This is a genomic window from Bacillus mycoides, assembly GCF_000832605.1.
GTDB lineage: Bacteria > Bacillota > Bacilli > Bacillales > Bacillaceae_G > Bacillus_A > Bacillus_A mycoides.
Map to the genome: position 1 here is coordinate 1,996,273 of NZ_CP009692.1, position 16,235 is coordinate 2,012,507.

Consider the following 16,235-nt stretch of genomic DNA (forward strand, 5'->3'; position numbering starts at 1 on the left):
TATGTTACATAGGGGGATCGTACATGAAAAATAGTAAAGTGATTAAACTACAAGATCGTGTACCAAAATTAAAGAATCAAAATAAAAAAAATAAGAAACCTGTTAATCATCGGTTAATTTTATACATATCGATTTTATTTTTATTAGTACTCTTTTTAATTTATTTTCGGTCTCCGCTTAGTAATATAAAAAAGATAAGTGTCTTTGGAAATCATTATATGACAGATGAACAAGTTATGAAGGAATCAGGTGTGACATATGATACGAGTTATTTCCGAGTAACAGCACATAAAGCAGAAGAAAACTTAACGAAACGAAAAGAAATTAAAGAGGTAAATGTAAAAAAACGTTTCCCAAACAAAATTGATGTTCATATCGAAGAATATTTAACAATTGGCTATATAAACAAAGATGGGAAATTACAACCGTTATTAGAAAATGGGAAAACACTCGATGTACTTCCGAACGGAAAGCTTCCAGTTGCAGCACCAATTTTCGAACCATTTAAAGAGGAAAAAATGAAGGAATTAATTGCAGAACTAGAAAAATTAACGCCAACTATTTTAAGGTCTATTTCTGAAATTCGTTATACACCAACGAACGCAAATGAAGATCATCTTACTTTATATATGAATGAAGGATATGAAGTGAGCACCACTATTCAAAATTTCGCAAAGCGAATGGAAGCTTATCCACTTATTTTAAAAACAATTGAACCTGGTAAGAAGGTTTTAATTGACTTAGAAGTGGGTGCATATACGAAGGAACTAGGTGCTGAAGAAAAGAAAGAATAGAATGATAGTTTTTACTGCGTTATTACGTATGAAATGAAACAAACGTTCTTTTATATGGATGCTAATTTGCAAGAATGCTTAATTTGATGAAAAAAATGTAAATTTTCTTAGATTCATACTAGGATTGGTACAAGTTTCACTTTTCTACAAGTACATCTTAGTGTAGACTTATACTTGGCGGTAATCTTTACACTTGAAATATAATTATTTCAAGATAGAGCAGTTATTCACAGGTTACTGCGATATTCTTAAATGAATGTTAAATAAAAATAAGAAAAATATAGGGTTAAAAAAGGGAAACGTACAAAGACGTTGAATATTTTTCTTATAAATAGTAAAGTTGCGATTGTTGTTCCATATATTGAGTTGTATGGTATAAATAAAGAAGGAGGTGCCAAAGAATGAACAGCAATGAAATATATGTTAGTCTTGACATCGGTACATCCAATGTTAAAGTCATCATTGGTGAAATGGTTAATGATAGCTTAAACATTATTGGTGTTGGAAACGTAAAATCAAATGGTTTGAAAAAGGGATCGATAGTTGATATAGATGAAACTGTTCGATCAATTAAAAAAGCAATTGAACAAGCTGAGCGCATGGTGGGTATCCACATTGAGCAAGTTGTAGTAGGTGTCAATGCAAACCAGGTACAGTTGCTCCCGTGTCACGGAGTAGTCGCTGTTTCAAATGAAGATCGTGAAATCGGGAATGAAGATGTCTTACGCGTTCTAGATGCAGCGCAAGTTGTGTCAATTGCTCCTGAACGTGAATTTATTGATGTGGTACCTCGACAGTTCATTGTAGACGGTCTTGACGAGATTAACGATCCACGCGGGATGATCGGTGTAAGATTAGAAATGGAAGGTACACTTATTACAGGCTCGAGAACTTTACTACATAACCTACTTCGTTGTGTAGAAAAAGCAGGTCTTGAAATTGTTGATATTTGTCTGCAACCTTTAGCGGCAGCGACAGTTGCGTTATCTTCGGATGAAAGAAATAGAGGGGTAGCCCTTGTTGATATGGGTGGAGGATCTACAACCTTATCTATTTTTAAAGATGGAGAGTTGCAAGCAACGAGCGTATTGCCATTAGGTGGAGATCATATAACGAAGGATATAGCGATTGGGCTGAAAACTTCAACAGAAAATGCAGATCAAATTAAGCTGAAATATGGACATGCTTTTTATGATACAGCATCTGAAGAAGAGATGTTTACGGTTCCTATTATGGGAAGCGATCAAACAGAACAATATTCTCAGTTGGAATTATCGGATATAATAGAGGCTCGTGTAGAGGAAATTTTAATGTTTGTTCAAGATGAAGTGCATAAGTTAGGAGTAAAGCAAGCTGCTTCTGGATATGTACTAACTGGTGGGATAGCTTCTATGCCAGGTGTTCTTGATCTTGCATACGATATTTTACATGAAAATGTTCGTATAGCAACTCCTGATTATATTGGTGTTCGTGAGCCTCAATATACAAGTGGAGTTGGATTAATTAAACATTCTTATCAAAAAGCTAAATTACGTGGGAAAAATGTGCAGGAAAAGCAAGAACATTTTGAACCAGTACCAGCACCAATGCCGGTACAACAGCAACCTGCGAAACAAAAAACTCGTAATCAAAACAATACTAATCAAAATGATGACCGCATGATGTCAAAAGTAAAACGTGCATTCCGTTATTTATGGGATTAAAATTGGACACGAAAAATGAGGTTCTAGGGGGATTTCGACATGTTAGAGTTTGATACTACTCAAGATCAATTAGCGAATATAAAAGTTATCGGTGTCGGCGGTGGCGGAAACAATGCTGTAAACCGTATGATTGAACACGGTGTACAAGGTGTAGACTTTATCGCTGTGAATACTGATGCACAAGCATTAAATCTATCAAAAGCTGAAACGAAAATGCAAATTGGTGGAAAATTAACGCGTGGACTTGGTGCAGGCGCAAACCCTGAAGTAGGGAAAAAAGCTGCAGAAGAAAGTAAAGAACAGATTCAAGAAGCGCTTCGTGGCGCGGATATGGTCTTCGTAACTGCTGGTATGGGCGGCGGAACTGGAACTGGTGCAGCTCCAGTTGTTGCTCAAGTTGCAAAAGAACTAGGCGCGTTAACAGTTGGTGTTGTAACACGTCCATTTACATTTGAAGGGCGTAAGCGTGCAACTCAAGCTGCATCTGGTATTGCGTCATTTAAAGAAAATGTAGATACACTTATCGTAATTCCAAATGATCGCTTATTAGAGATTGTTGATAAAAATACGCCAATGTTAGAAGCGTTCCGTGAAGCAGATAACGTATTACGTCAAGGTGTTCAAGGTATTTCTGATTTAATTGCTACACCAGGTCTAATTAACTTAGACTTTGCAGACGTAAAAACAATTATGTCTAATAGAGGTTCTGCTTTAATGGGTATCGGTTCTGGTAATGGTGAAAATCGTGCTGCTGAAGCTGCGAAAAAAGCGATTTCTAGTCCATTACTAGAAACATCTATTGATGGAGCTCAAGGTGTTATTATGAACATTACGGGCGGCGCAAACTTAAGTTTATATGAAGTACAAGAAGCAGCAGACATTGTAGCTTCAGCTTCGGATCCAGAAGTAAATATGATCTTCGGTTCTGTTATTAATGAAGGATTAAAAGATGATATCGTTGTCACTGTAATTGCAACTGGTTTTGATGATAGTGCTTCGACACAACCACCAAAACCAATTATCCGTCCGACTGCGAATCACACGCAACAGCAACAACAACCAGTAGCTCAACCTTCAAAACAACGTGAAGTTAAGCGTGAAATGAAACGTGAAGAGCCGGTTGTGCATGATCGTCATACTGATTCAGATGACATCGATATTCCAGCATTCTTACGTAACCGTCGTAGACGATAAAAAAAAGGAGCTTTCATGCTCCTTTTTTTTGTTGTCTAAATGGAAAAGATCTGCTAAGCAGATCTTTTTTTATTATTTTGCATATGGAGAGCCCAGTCCTATTTTTAAACCATAAGCTGTGATAAATAAATTGAAACTTTAATTAGTCGGGGGTGTTCATCCAAAAATGATTGTTAGCCCGACGCCCACTTAACTTCTGTACTTTTTTATAGCTGAATTTTGAGGCAGGGTCTTACTGCCCGCAAATAGCAAGATAAACTTTGTATATATATAATTCAATTATTATGTATACAAGTAAAAAATTTATATTATTCTATGAAAAATACACTTTTATTTTTTACCGACAGATTATGTCTAGAAATCACAAAATAACAAAAAAATCCCTCCACCAATTGACACACTTTCCTATTGGATATGCATTATACTAGTCTCAACTTAAAAAAAGAGGTGAATTGTTTGGTTGTTTACGCCGACATCGTTTGGTTGTTAAACGCCTGCATTGATTTTCTTTTACTTTTATTAACAGCCACCGTGTTAAAAAAGAGAATCAAAAGATGGAGGCTTGTGTTAGGGGCATTTATAGGTTCAACTATTGTTATTTTCGCCTTTACGCCTTTTGCTTCTATGATGACACATCCAATTATGAAACTATTGTACTCGTTACTTATTGTGTATACAGCATTTGGGTTTTCGACATTTAGAAATTATACACAAACTGTTTTTACTTTCTATTTTGTAACCTTTATGGTTGGTGGAGGATTAATTGGAACGCATTACTTTTTGCAAACGAACGAAATGGTAAATGGATTAGTTCAATCTAAATCAGTTTCTTACGGTGATCCAATTAGTTGGGTATTTGTTATTTTTGGTTTTCCAGTAATTTATTATTTTTCTAAAAAGCGTATAGAAAGCGTAGAGGTCACAAAGATACACTATGATCAAATCGTGAAAGTGGAAATTCAATTAGCTGGAGAGGAACTAGAATTAGCAGGTCTAATTGATAGTGGGAACCAACTTTATGACCCGTTAACGAAAACACCCGTTATGATTATGCATATTTCATCATTAGAATATTGTTTGCCAGCTTGGTTAACAGAACAAATTTATTCCAAAACAGAAATTCCTCAAATACCAGAAAATGATTCTGGATGGGCGACGAAACTACGTTTAATTCCTTTCCGAGCAGTAGGAGTAGAGAATCAATTTTTATGGGCAATTAAGCCAGATTGTGTGCGAGTTTATCATGAAGGTAGTTCGGTTGTTGTAAACAAAGTACTGATTGGATTAAATACACAACAATTATCTACTAATGGAGAGTATCAATGCATTGTACATCCGAAAATGTTGATTTCGCAAAAGATGGTAATTGCTTAATTATGAGAGGCGGGATAATATGGTGAAATTTAAATTTTATTTGGTATACCTTTGGTATAAAGTATTGCTGAAATTAGGAATTAAGACCGATGAAATTTATTATATTGGTGGAAGTGAAGCGTTGCCACCGCCGTTAACGAAAGAAGAAGAGGCAGTTCTTTTGAATAAATTGCCAAATGGAGATCAAGCTGCGAGGTCGATGCTTATTGAACGTAACCTAAGGCTTGTTGTATATATAGCAAGAAAATTTGAAAATACAGGGATCAATATTGAGGATTTGATTAGTATAGGAACAATTGGTCTTATTAAGGCAGTGAATACATTTAATCCAGAAAAGAAAATTAAATTAGCAACATATGCATCTCGTTGTATAGAAAATGAAATTTTAATGCATTTGCGTCGAAATAATAAAAATCGTTCGGAAGTTTCTTTTGATGAACCGCTTAACATTGATTGGGACGGAAATGAACTGTTACTATCAGATGTTTTAGGTACAGATGATGACATTATTACAAAAGATTTAGAAGCTACTGTAGATCGGCATCTTTTAATGAAAGCATTGCATCAATTAAATGACCGTGAAAAACAAATTATGGAGCTTCGGTTTGGACTCGCTGGTGGCGAAGAGAAGACACAAAAAGATGTGGCTGATATGCTTGGAATTTCACAGTCTTATATTTCTCGTTTGGAAAAAAGAATTATAAAAAGATTACGAAAAGAATTTAATAAAATGGTGTGAAGAATAAGACCAGTCGGTATCTAGACTGGTCTTATTCTTTTTTGTGCATGAGGAAATATGATATTTGTAAAAAATGATGGAAAAACCGTATGCATAAAATCCCCTTCAAAGGAAATACTTTACACTGTACAGCAACTCCCGATAGGAGGGAACACTTTGACGAGAAACAAAGTAGAAATTTGCGGTGTTGATACAGCTAAACTTCCAGTACTAAAAAATGAAGAGATGCGTAAATTATTTCGTGAAATGCAAAGTGGAGAGATAAGCGCCAGAGAGAAATTAGTGAATGGAAACTTACGTCTTGTACTGAGCGTCATCCAAAGATTTAATAACAGAGGAGAATATGTTGATGATTTATTTCAAGTTGGTTGCATTGGACTTATGAAATCCATTGATAACTTTGATTTAGGCCAAAATGTAAAGTTTTCAACGTATGCTGTGCCGATGATTATTGGAGAAATACGCAGATATTTGCGTGATAACAATCCAATTCGTGTATCTCGCTCATTACGAGATATTGCGTATAAAGCGTTGCAAGTAAGAGAAAAATTGATTGCTGAAAATTCAAAAGAACCAACAGCAATGGATATTGCGAAAGTTCTTGAAGTGACACATGAAGAGATTGTTTTTGCACTAGATGCGATTCAAGATCCGGTTTCATTATTTGAACCGATTTATAACGATGGAGGAGATCCTATCTTTGTTATGGATCAATTAAAGGATGAAAAACAAAAGGACGAGCAGTGGGTTGAAGAACTGGCGTTGAAAGAAGGAATGAAGCGTTTAAATGATCGTGAAAAAATGATTATTCGAAAACGTTTCTTTCAAGGAAAGACACAGATGGAAGTTGCCGAAGAAATTGGGATTTCTCAAGCGCAAGTATCACGTTTGGAGAAGTCTGCTATTAAGCAAATGAATAAGACGATTCAAGGATAAGGTCCTCACCAGTTATGGTGAGGTCTTTTTTATATATAATATTTTGCGCTCATAGTAGATTGGGTAGGTTCATATAATGAAAATAAAATGGATGTTCTATTAGTAGCGGTTATATACTGTTTATCCGCTTCGAAATTAGGCTGAAGTAAAAAGTTAGATGAAAGCGGGACTGCCCGTAAAAGTCCGATTGGCATGGGTTAATAATCAGTAGGGATGGGGATAATCTCACTGATTAAGGTTTCACTTTATTTGAGAGCGTACTTACGATTCATGATATAAGGGAGAGGATGAATATGATACGGATTTCGGAGTTTCAAATGAAGGATGTTGTAAATGTTTCAGATGGAAAGAGGCTTGGGAATATTGGAGATATTGATATTGATATAGACACAGGAAAGATTAGGGCGGTTATTATTTCTAAGCAGGCACGAATGCTTGGACTCTTTGGGAAGGAAGTAGAATTTGTGATTCCTTGGGAGCAAATTATGAAAATTGGAGAAGATGTCATACTTGTAAAAGTAGATCATGTTAATTCTGTAACAGAATCAATACAAACACCGACAATTTCATAAAGAATATTACAAATTCCTCTTTTTTTTCTGTTGTCATTATGAAAAAATAAAAGTATGGTAAAATAGACAGGAAGTACCATACTTTTTTCTGTTATTTTAATTAAAAGGAGTCGCTTTATGAGAGAACCATTTAAATATGCGGACGGTATACTGTATTTACAAGCGTGGAAAGAACTTGGAAACATTACTGTTGGATTTACGACAAAAGATGGTGGAGTAAGTACAGGCTCCTTTCATGCGATGAATTTAGGATTACATGTGAATGATATCGTGGAGAATGTTCATGAAAACAGACGCATTTTAGCTAATAAGTTACAAAAACCATTAGAAAAATGGATTTGCTCTGAACAAGTTCATGACCATCATGTTGAGAAAGTAGGACTGCAAGAAAAAGGGAAAGGCGTTTATTCATATGAAGACGGTATTCCAAAAACGGATGGCATTTATACGACTAACAAAGATGTTCTCTTAACATCTTGTTACGCTGATTGTGTTCCGCTCTATTTTTATGCACCATCACATGATATGATAGGACTTGCGCATGCTGGGTGGAAAGGGACTGTAACAGAGATTGCGAAAGAAATGATTCAAAAGTGGAATGCAGAAGGTGTTTCAAGTGATGAAATTCATGTCGCAATTGGTCCTGCAATCGGATCATGTTGTTATGTTGTTGATGATCGTGTATTAACAGCAGCACAGCAAGTAGTAAACGGATCTGTTCCTCATAAAGTAATTTCTGATGGTCAGTATGCAATTAATTTAAAAGAAGTTAATCGTATTTTATGTGTACAAGCAGGCATAAAAGAAGAACATATTGTAATGTCATCTCTTTGTACAAGCTGTGAAGAACAATTATTTTTCTCTCATCGTCGTGATCAAGGTAAGACGGGGAGAATGTTGAGTTTCATAGGTTTTAAGGAGGAGTGAAGTAAGTGACAGTGCAAGGGAATTTAGCAGATGTAAACGAAGTAATTAAAGAATCTTGTGTACGAGCTGGACGTTCGATGAAAGATATTAAGCTCGTTGCAGTTACAAAAACTGTAGGGATTGAAAAAACAAGCGAAGTAATTGAAACAGGAATTATTGATTTAGGTGAAAATAGAAATGAAGGTTTCTTACAAAAATACGAGCATTTCGGTTCAAAAGTGAATTGGCATTTTATTGGATCATTGCAAACGAGAAAAGTAAAAGAAATCATTAATGAGATTGATTATTTACATTCATTAGATCGTCTTTCGCTTGCAAAAGAAATTCAAAAACGTGCTGATAAGAAAGTTAAATGCTTTATTCAAGTGAAAACATCATCTGAAGAATCAAAGCAAGGATTGGCGATAGAAGAAACAATTTCTTTTATTCAAAGTTTGCAAGAATTGGATAAGATTGAAGTGGTAGGATTAATGACAATGGCTCCGTTTACAGGAGAAGAGGAAGAGATTCGTCGCTGCTTTAAGGAATTGCGCATGCTACAAACAGAGGTGCAGGAGCTAGAATTATTACATGCACCATGTAAAGAATTATCAATGGGAATGTCAAATGATTACACGATTGCAATTGAGGAAGGCGCTACATATATTCGTTTGGGAACGGTTTTAGTAGGAAAAGCGTAGGAGGAAGGAGAAAGTTATTATGAGTTGGTCAAAAGTAAAATACTTCTTTTTTGACACACCGGAAGAAAAAGAAGCAGCTCAATATAGTTATGAAAAGGAGCAAACAGACATGAAAAAGCAACAAGATCCCCCAGAACAACAAGATGTTCCGTTTGCGAAAGTGCAACCGAAGCAAAATGTAGTGAGTATTGAAACAGCGAAGCAATCTTCAAAAGTTGTTTTACTAGAACCACGTACATATTCGGAAGCGCAAGGCATTTCGGATCACTTAAAAGGTAGACGAGCTGTTGTAATTAATTTGCAAAGAATGTCTACAGATCAAGCTGTACGTATCGTTGACTTTTTAAGTGGTACTGTATACGCTATAGGCGGGGATATTCAAAAAATAAGCCCGAAAACATTTATGTGTACACCTGAAAATGTTGATATCGTTGGTGCGATTTCAGAGTTATTCGGTGAAGAAGAAGAGACAAATATAAAGAGGTGGTAATACGCCATGACAACAGTTTTAACAGTGTTACTTACTGCTATCGAGATTTACTCGTGGGCACTAATTATTTACATTCTCCTATCATGGTTTCCTGGCGCAAAGGAATCAGCTTTTGGAGATTTTCTTGCGCGTATTTGCGAACCGTATTTAGAGCCGTTTAGGAGGTTTATTCCACCATTTGGTATGATTGATATTTCTCCACTTGTTGCTATTGTTGCCTTGAAACTTGCTAGAGGTGGTTTAGTGAGTTTATTCAACTATTTTTTATAGTGTGAGGTTAAATACATGAGCATCTATGAGCATTTTAGACCTGATGAAGAGGTCTTTGTGGATAAAGTATTAGAGTGGAAACAGGCTGCTGAGTACCATCAAGTCAAGTTAACAGATTTTCTTGATCCAAGACAGCAACAAATTGTTTCTATGGTAATAGGGCAAGGAGATGTAGCTGTACGGTTTGATGGTGCGATGCCTGAAGCCGAACGGAAAAGAGCACTAATTTATCCAGATTATCTAGAATTAAATGAAGAGGAATTTCAAGTAGAAGTATTAGAAATTGACTATCCTTCCAAGTTTTTTACGCTAGAACATAGGCAAATATTAGGTGCATTCATGTCGCTTGGTTTAACAAGGGAAAAATGTGGTGATATTTTGCTTCAAGAAGACCGTGCCCAAATTGCAGTTGCCAAAGAAGTTGTATCGTATATTGAAATGAACTTACAATCAATAGGGAAAATGAAAGTCACACTCTCTCCTATACAAGTAGAGAAAATTTTGCGTGTAGGTGAAAAATGGGGAGAAAAATCTGGGACTGTTTCGTCACTTCGTCTAGATGTTTTATTAGCTGAAATGCTACATATATCTAGGCAGAAGGTACAGCCTCTTATAAAAGGTGGCTTAGTAAAAGTCAATTGGAAAACAGTAGAGCAAACTTCGTATGAATGTTTTCCAGGGGATGTTTTCTCGGTTAGAGGGTATGGACGAAGTAAATTATTTTCTGTAGAAGGTAAAACGAAGCGCGACAAATGGAGAGTTTTGTATGGTATACTAAAATGATTGGTTTTTTAGAAGGAAATTCTCTTATTTTGTCGAAGAAAAGATATAATTGAAAGAGGAAATTTAGATAACTACTTGGAGGTGGCGTTGTGCCGTTAACACCATTAGATATTCATAACAAAGAATTTGGTCGCGGGTTTCGTGGCTACGATGAAGATCAAGTAAATGAGTTTCTTGATCAAATCATCAAAGATTATGAATTAGTCATTCGTGAGAAAAAAGCTTTAGAAGAAAAGGTTGCACAATTAGAAGGAAAGTTAGATCATTTTTCTAATATTGAAGATACGCTGAACAAATCTATCATTGTCGCACAAGAAGCTGCTGAAGAAGTGAAGCGTAATGCACAAAAAGAAGCAAAATTAATTGTACGTGAAGCAGAAAAAAATGCAGATCGTATCATTAATGAAGCGTTAGTGAAATCAAGAAAAGTTGCTTTTGATATTGAAGAGTTGAAGAAACAAGCGAAAGTATTCCGAACTCGTTTCCGTATGTTATTAGAAACACAACTTGAAATGTTAAACAACGATGATTGGGATAAACTAATTGAATTAGAAGACGAAGTGGACGAACTGTTGAAAAAAGAAGAAACAGTGTAAGCTTGACGTTTTTCTCATTATTACATATAATTTTAAACAGCATATTTATTAAGAAAAACGAAGATAGGGATAAGTACCTTTTTCATACCTTATATAGCGAACTGAGGATGGTGTAAGCTCAGGATAAGGAGATAATGGGAATATCACCCTGGAGTTCCGCGCTGAACAAATTTAGTAAGCGTAGGCGTATATTCGCGTTAAGAATATAAAGAGGACCTTATGCATTTGTATATGGTCTACTAGGGTGGTACCGCGGGAGACTTTCTCGTCCCTTTTTGGGGATGAGAGGTCTCTTTTTTATTCCCTTTTTTAAGGTCTGTCGTTTATATATTTAAGGAGGAATTGAGCATGGAGTACAAAAATACATTACTAATGCCAAAAACAGAATTCCCGATGCGTGGGAATTTACCGAAACGTGAGCCTGCAATGCAAGAAAAATGGGCTGAAATGAATATTTATGAAAAGGTACAAGAACATACGAAAGGCCGTCCTTTATTTGTACTACATGATGGACCTCCATATGCAAATGGTGACATCCATATGGGACACGCACTAAATAAAGTGTTAAAAGACTTTATTGTTCGTTTTAAATCAATGACTGGATACTGTGCACCATATGTACCAGGTTGGGATACACACGGTTTACCAATTGAGCAAGCTTTAACAAATAAAGGTGTAAAGCGTAAAGAAATGACAGTTGCTGAGTTCCGTAAGTTATGTGCAGAGTATGCATATGAGCAAGTGGAACGTCAACGTGAACAATTTAAGCGTTTAGGTGTACGTGCAGATTGGGATAATCCATATATTACTTTAGAGCCAGCTTATGAAGCACAACAAATTAAAGTGTTTGGTGACATGGCGAAAAAAGGTTATATCTATAAAGGACAAAAACCAGTTTACTGGTCTCCAACAAGTGAATCAGCTTTAGCAGAAGCTGAAATTGAATATCAAGATAAAAAATCAGCATCTATTTACGTAGCATTCCCTGTAAAAGATGGAAAGAACGTATTAGAAGGTGATGAGAAATACATTATTTGGACAACAACGCCTTGGACGTTACCTGCAAACTTAGGTATTTCTGTTCACCCAGAACTTGAATATGCTATTGTGAAAGTAAATGATGAGAAATATATCATCGCTTCTGAACTATTTGAGACAGTTGCAAAAACGTTAGAGTGGGAAAATGCTGAAGTTGTGAAAACGGTAAAAGGTAGCGAACTTGAGTATACAGTTGCAAAACATCCATTCTACGATCGTGACTCATTAGTTATGCTAGGAGAGCACGTAACAACAGATGCAGGTACAGGTTGTGTTCATACAGCACCAGGACACGGGGAAGATGACTTCGTTGTTGGTAAAAAGTATGGCTTAGAAGTACTTTGCCCAGTTGATGATAAAGGTGTATTAACAAATGAAGCACCTGGATTTGAAGGCTTATTCTATGATAAAGCTAACAAGCCAATTACGGAAAAATTAGAAGAAGTAGGCGCGTTACTGAAACTAACATTCATTACGCATTCATACCCACATGATTGGAGAACGAAAAAACCAATTATTTTCCGTGCGACAGCGCAGTGGTTTGCATCTATTGAAGCGTTCCGTAAAGAATTATTAGAAGCTGTTGCGGAAACAAAATGGGTACCAGCATGGGGAGAAACTCGTCTTCATAATATGGTTCGTGACCGTGGTGACTGGTGTATTTCTCGTCAGCGTGCATGGGGTGTGCCAATTCCTGTATTCTATGCAGAAAATGGTGATCCAATTATTACAGATGAAACAATTAATCATGTAGCAGATTTATTCCGTGAGCACGGTTCTAACGTATGGTTCGAGCGTGAAGCGAAAGATTTATTACCAGAAGGATTTACACATACAGGTAGCCCAAATGGTGAATTCCGTAAAGAAACAGACATCATGGATGTATGGTTCGATTCAGGTTCTTCTCACCAAGCGGTATTAGAAGAGCGCGAAGACTTACAACGTCCAGCTGATTTATATTTAGAAGGATCTGACCAGTATCGTGGTTGGTTTAACTCTTCATTATCAACAGCAGTTGCTGTAACTGGTAAAGCTCCATATAAAGGCGTACTAAGCCATGGTTTCGTACTAGATGGTGAAGGACGTAAAATGAGTAAGTCGATTGGAAACATCGTCGTACCGAAGAAAATTATGGATCAATTAGGCGGAGACATTTTACGCTTATGGGTATCTTCTGTTGACTATCAATCTGATGTACGTATTTCAGATGATATTTTAAAACAAGTAGCAGAAGTGTATCGTAAAATCCGTAACACATTCCGTTTCTTATTAGGAAACTTAGATGATTTTAATCCAAGTGAAAATACAGTAGCGGTAGCTGAACTTCGTGAAGTAGATCGTTACATGTTAGTGAAGTTAAATGACTTAATTACAAAAGTAAAAGATGCATATGAAACATATGACTTTGCTGCTGTATATCATGCAATTCACAACTTCTGTACAATTGATCTAAGTTCATTCTACTTAGACTTTGCAAAAGACATTTTATACATTGAAGGTGCAGATCACGCGGATCGTCGTGCAATTCAAACTGTATTATATGATGTTCTTGTTGCATTAACGAAACTTGTAACGCCAATCTTACCTCATACAGCTGATGAAGTATGGCCATATGTTCCTGGTGCAGAAGAAGAAAGCGTACAGTTAACTAATATGCCAGAAGCTACAGAAGTAGAGGGTTCAGAAGCGTTAAGAGCAAAATGGGATGCATTTATGACATTACGTGATGACGTTTTAAAAGCGTTAGAAGTAGCTCGTAATGAGAAAGTAATTGGTAAGTCATTAAATGCGAGCATTACGCTATATCCGACTGCAGAAATGAAGGCAATGTTAGAGTCTATTAGCGAAGACTTAAAGCAATTATTCATCGTCTCTGAGTATAAACTTGGTGGTACAATTGAAGAAGCGCCAACAGAAGCACCAAAGTATGAGCATACAGCTGTAGTTGTAGCACAGGCGACAGGTGAGACGTGTGAACGTTGTTGGGTTGTTTCAGAAACAATTGGTAAAGATGCAGAACATGAAACATTATGTGAGCGTTGTGCAACGGTTGTTAAAGAAAATTATGTAAAATAATGAAAAAAAGCTGACTGCTCATAATAGCAGTCAGTTTTTTGTTGATGATATATCGAAATAACTTTCACTCTCTTTCCTATGAAGGAAAAATGTGTGTGAGGTAAGCGTGGAAATTTCGGACACACTAATTGTACATTGCAGCTGGGAGGAATGTACACGTGAATGAAATTTATATGGAAATAAAAGAAGAATTGCAATTGATGAGAAAAGAGTTGCAAGATAGATTGGCGAAAGAAGTAATGCACACATACTATATGGAATTTGGGCAAGAACTTGGATACGAAATAAAGGAAGAGACAAAGAAAAAATTGCTATTACATGATATAAAAGAGGATTTAAAAGATGTAGAACGTGCATTGTTTAAAATGGAAATAGATATGTACGGTATTTGTGAAGAAACTGGAAGAGCGATTTCTACAAAACAAATGAAAACAATGCCGACTGCTCGTACTATTCATGAATTTTTCTATGAAAAGGTAAATGTATGAAATACGCACAACGATATTATGTTACCTTTTTTTAATTTATTTTATTCTTCTACAAAGGTTCATTGTGAAAAGGTAGCAGCTATGCTAAAATTTTGAGGTACACTGTCTTTGTGGGGGAAATGAAAATGATATATTATGTAATAGCGTTATTTGTCATTGCCATCGATCAAATATCGAAGTGGCTAATTGTAAAGAACATGGAATTGGGGACGAGCATTCCGATTATCGATAATGTATTATACATAACATCTCATCGAAATAGAGGAGCTGCCTGGGGTATTTTAGAAAATAAAATGTGGTTTTTCTACATTATTACAGTCATTTTCGTAGCATTTATCGTATTTTATATGAAAAAATATGCGAAAACGGACAAGCTTCTAGGTATTTCATTAGGTCTAATTTTAGGCGGAGCAATTGGCAATTTTATTGATCGTGTATTTAGACAAGAAGTAGTGGATTTCATTCACGTGTATATTTTCTCGTACAACTATCCGGTATTCAATATAGCTGACTCAGCATTATGTATTGGAGTTGTATTAATTATTATTCAAACAGTATTAGAAGGAAAGAAAGCGAAGGAGTAATTGAATGAGTGAAGTAGTACAAGTAACAGTTGCAGAAGAACAAAAAAGCGAGCGAATTGATAAATTCGTTGCAGAAATAAACAGTGAATGGTCACGTTCACAAGTGCAGCAATGGATTAAAGATGCTGTTGTGACAGTAAATGGGAAATCAGTTAAAGGGAATTATAAAGTAAAAGGAAATGATGAAATTACAGTAACAATTCCCGAGCCAGAAGAGTTAGATATTCAACCGGAAGATATGAATTTAGAAGTTTATTATGAAGATGCCGATGTACTAGTTGTAAATAAGCCGCGTGGCATGGTAGTACATCCAGCACCAGGGCATACGAAGGGTACGCTTGTAAACGGACTTATGCATCATTGTACAGACCTATCAGGTATTAACGGTGTAATGCGTCCTGGTATAGTACACCGTATTGATAAGGATACATCTGGATTATTAATGGTTGCTAAAAATGATATGGCGCATGAATCACTTGTAAATCAACTTGTAGCAAAAACGGTAACAAGACGTTATAAAGCGATTGTACATGGTGTAATTCCACATGATAAAGGAATAATTGACGCTCCAATTGGTCGTGATAAAAAAGAACGTCAAAGTATGACTGTTGATGAAAATGGTAAGAATGCAGTTACACATTTCCAAGTGTTAGAGCGATTTAAGGATTTCACACTTGTAGAATGCCGCTTAGAAACGGGACGTACACACCAAATTCGTGTTCATATGAAATATATTGGTTATCCACTTGCAGGAGATCCAAAGTATGGTCCGAAGAAAACATTAGATATGAATGGACAAGCACTTCATGCAGGGATTTTAGGTTTCGATCACCCTCGTACTGGTGAATATATTGAGTTTGAGGCACCGATTCCAGAAGTGTTTGAAGAAGCGCTAAATGTTTTACGGAAATAGTATTGACAAATCATAAGAAAACTGAGATACTGACAACAGTTAAATAATGATCCTTTAACACAGCCCCGTGAGGTTGAG

General features: G+C 36.0%; 17 protein-coding genes and 1 other annotated feature. All 17 genes read left to right on the forward strand.

The annotated features are described in order from the left end of the window. Positions 1 to 23: 23 nt before the first annotated feature. The 17 genes from divIB (at position 24) to BG05_RS12440 (ending at position 16,157) form a co-directional block, all read left to right on the forward strand. A complete protein-coding gene (gene divIB / locus BG05_RS12360) occupies positions 24 to 794 on the forward strand; it encodes a cell division protein DivIB (protein WP_002014733.1) in 771 nt (256 codons plus the stop codon). A 401-nt stretch (positions 795 to 1,195) separates the two neighbouring features. Beyond that, on the forward strand, positions 1,196 to 2,497 hold the full coding sequence (gene ftsA / locus BG05_RS12365) for a cell division protein FtsA (RefSeq protein ID WP_002014731.1): 1,302 nt from the start codon (positions 1,196 to 1,198) through the stop codon (positions 2,495 to 2,497). Positions 2,498 to 2,536: 39 nt separating this feature from the next. After that, positions 2,537 to 3,691: a cell division protein FtsZ gene (ftsZ, locus tag BG05_RS12370; protein ID WP_002014730.1), complete on the forward strand. Its 1,155-nt coding sequence runs from the start codon at positions 2,537 to 2,539 to the stop codon at positions 3,689 to 3,691. Positions 3,692 to 4,147: 456 nt separating this feature from the next. Next, entirely contained in the window at positions 4,148 to 5,065 is a 918-nt protein-coding gene (gene spoIIGA, locus BG05_RS12375; protein ID WP_002128859.1) for a sigma-E processing peptidase SpoIIGA, read from the forward strand. A 19-nt stretch (positions 5,066 to 5,084) separates the two neighbouring features. Continuing rightward, positions 5,085 to 5,804 carry an RNA polymerase sporulation sigma factor SigE gene (gene sigE / locus BG05_RS12380; protein WP_002128857.1) on the forward strand — a complete coding sequence of 240 codons (720 nt, stop codon included), beginning with the start codon at positions 5,085 to 5,087 and terminating at the stop codon, positions 5,802 to 5,804. Between the two features lie 156 nt (positions 5,805 to 5,960). Then, positions 5,961 to 6,740 (forward strand): RNA polymerase sporulation sigma factor SigG, encoded by a 780-nt coding sequence (gene sigG, locus BG05_RS12385; RefSeq protein WP_002014725.1) that lies wholly within the window; start codon positions 5,961 to 5,963, stop codon positions 6,738 to 6,740. 317 nt (positions 6,741 to 7,057) lie between these two features. Next, complete coding sequence (locus BG05_RS12390) at positions 7,058 to 7,312, forward strand: YlmC/YmxH family sporulation protein (RefSeq protein WP_002014724.1); 255 nt, start codon at positions 7,058 to 7,060, stop codon at positions 7,310 to 7,312. Positions 7,313 to 7,429: 117 nt separating this feature from the next. After that, positions 7,430 to 8,239 carry a peptidoglycan editing factor PgeF gene (gene pgeF / locus BG05_RS12395; protein ID WP_002128855.1) on the forward strand — a complete coding sequence of 270 codons (810 nt, stop codon included), beginning with the start codon at positions 7,430 to 7,432 and terminating at the stop codon, positions 8,237 to 8,239. Between the two features lie 5 nt (positions 8,240 to 8,244). Beyond that, complete coding sequence (locus tag BG05_RS12400) at positions 8,245 to 8,919, forward strand: YggS family pyridoxal phosphate-dependent enzyme (RefSeq protein ID WP_002033757.1); 675 nt, start codon at positions 8,245 to 8,247, stop codon at positions 8,917 to 8,919. A 19-nt stretch (positions 8,920 to 8,938) separates the two neighbouring features. Next, complete coding sequence (locus BG05_RS12405; RefSeq protein WP_002185052.1) at positions 8,939 to 9,409, forward strand: cell division protein SepF; 471 nt, start codon at positions 8,939 to 8,941, stop codon at positions 9,407 to 9,409. A 6-nt stretch (positions 9,410 to 9,415) separates the two neighbouring features. After that, a complete protein-coding gene (locus BG05_RS12410) occupies positions 9,416 to 9,679 on the forward strand; it encodes a YggT family protein (RefSeq protein ID WP_002014720.1) in 264 nt (87 codons plus the stop codon). Positions 9,680 to 9,694: 15 nt separating this feature from the next. Continuing rightward, on the forward strand, positions 9,695 to 10,462 hold the full coding sequence (locus tag BG05_RS12415; RefSeq protein WP_002033759.1) for a YlmH family RNA-binding protein: 768 nt from the start codon (positions 9,695 to 9,697) through the stop codon (positions 10,460 to 10,462). Between the two features lie 89 nt (positions 10,463 to 10,551). Continuing rightward, entirely contained in the window at positions 10,552 to 11,058 is a 507-nt protein-coding gene (divIVA, locus tag BG05_RS12420; RefSeq protein ID WP_001131609.1) for a septum site-determining protein DivIVA, read from the forward strand. A 51-nt stretch (positions 11,059 to 11,109) separates the two neighbouring features. Beyond that, positions 11,110 to 11,334: a binding site (T-box leader), on the forward strand. 72 nt (positions 11,335 to 11,406) lie between these two features. Then, positions 11,407 to 14,172, forward strand: coding sequence for an isoleucine--tRNA ligase (gene ileS2 / locus BG05_RS12425; protein ID WP_002128852.1), 2,766 nt, complete (start codon positions 11,407 to 11,409; stop codon positions 14,170 to 14,172). A 158-nt stretch (positions 14,173 to 14,330) separates the two neighbouring features. Next, complete coding sequence (locus tag BG05_RS12430; protein WP_002014715.1) at positions 14,331 to 14,660, forward strand: TraR/DksA C4-type zinc finger protein; 330 nt, start codon at positions 14,331 to 14,333, stop codon at positions 14,658 to 14,660. A 125-nt stretch (positions 14,661 to 14,785) separates the two neighbouring features. Beyond that, on the forward strand, positions 14,786 to 15,244 hold the full coding sequence (gene lspA / locus BG05_RS12435; protein WP_002128849.1) for a lipoprotein signal peptidase LspA: 459 nt from the start codon (positions 14,786 to 14,788) through the stop codon (positions 15,242 to 15,244). 4 nt (positions 15,245 to 15,248) lie between these two features. Then, a complete protein-coding gene (locus BG05_RS12440) occupies positions 15,249 to 16,157 on the forward strand; it encodes an RluA family pseudouridine synthase (protein ID WP_002128848.1) in 909 nt (302 codons plus the stop codon). Positions 16,158 to 16,235: the final 78 nt, after the last annotated feature.

Coding starts and splice junctions, on each gene's coding strand:
- ftsA (WP_002014731.1), top strand. CDS start 1,196: ATGAACAGCAATGAAATATATGTTAGTCTTGACATCGGTACATCCAAT.
- sigE (WP_002128857.1), top strand. CDS start 5,085: ATGGTGAAATTTAAATTTTATTTGGTATACCTTTGGTATAAAGTATTG.
- BG05_RS12390 (WP_002014724.1), top strand. CDS start 7,058: ATGAAGGATGTTGTAAATGTTTCAGATGGAAAGAGGCTTGGGAATATT.
- BG05_RS12405 (WP_002185052.1), top strand. CDS start 8,939: ATGAGTTGGTCAAAAGTAAAATACTTCTTTTTTGACACACCGGAAGAA.
- divIB (WP_002014733.1), top strand. CDS start 24: ATGAAAAATAGTAAAGTGATTAAACTACAAGATCGTGTACCAAAATTA.
- lspA (WP_002128849.1), top strand. CDS start 14,786: ATGATATATTATGTAATAGCGTTATTTGTCATTGCCATCGATCAAATA.
- BG05_RS12415 (WP_002033759.1), top strand. CDS start 9,695: ATGAGCATCTATGAGCATTTTAGACCTGATGAAGAGGTCTTTGTGGAT.
- BG05_RS12440 (WP_002128848.1), top strand. CDS start 15,249: ATGAGTGAAGTAGTACAAGTAACAGTTGCAGAAGAACAAAAAAGCGAG.
- ftsZ (WP_002014730.1), top strand. CDS start 2,537: ATGTTAGAGTTTGATACTACTCAAGATCAATTAGCGAATATAAAAGTT.
- pgeF (WP_002128855.1), top strand. CDS start 7,430: ATGAGAGAACCATTTAAATATGCGGACGGTATACTGTATTTACAAGCG.
- ileS2 (WP_002128852.1), top strand. CDS start 11,407: ATGGAGTACAAAAATACATTACTAATGCCAAAAACAGAATTCCCGATG.
- BG05_RS12410 (WP_002014720.1), top strand. CDS start 9,416: ATGACAACAGTTTTAACAGTGTTACTTACTGCTATCGAGATTTACTCG.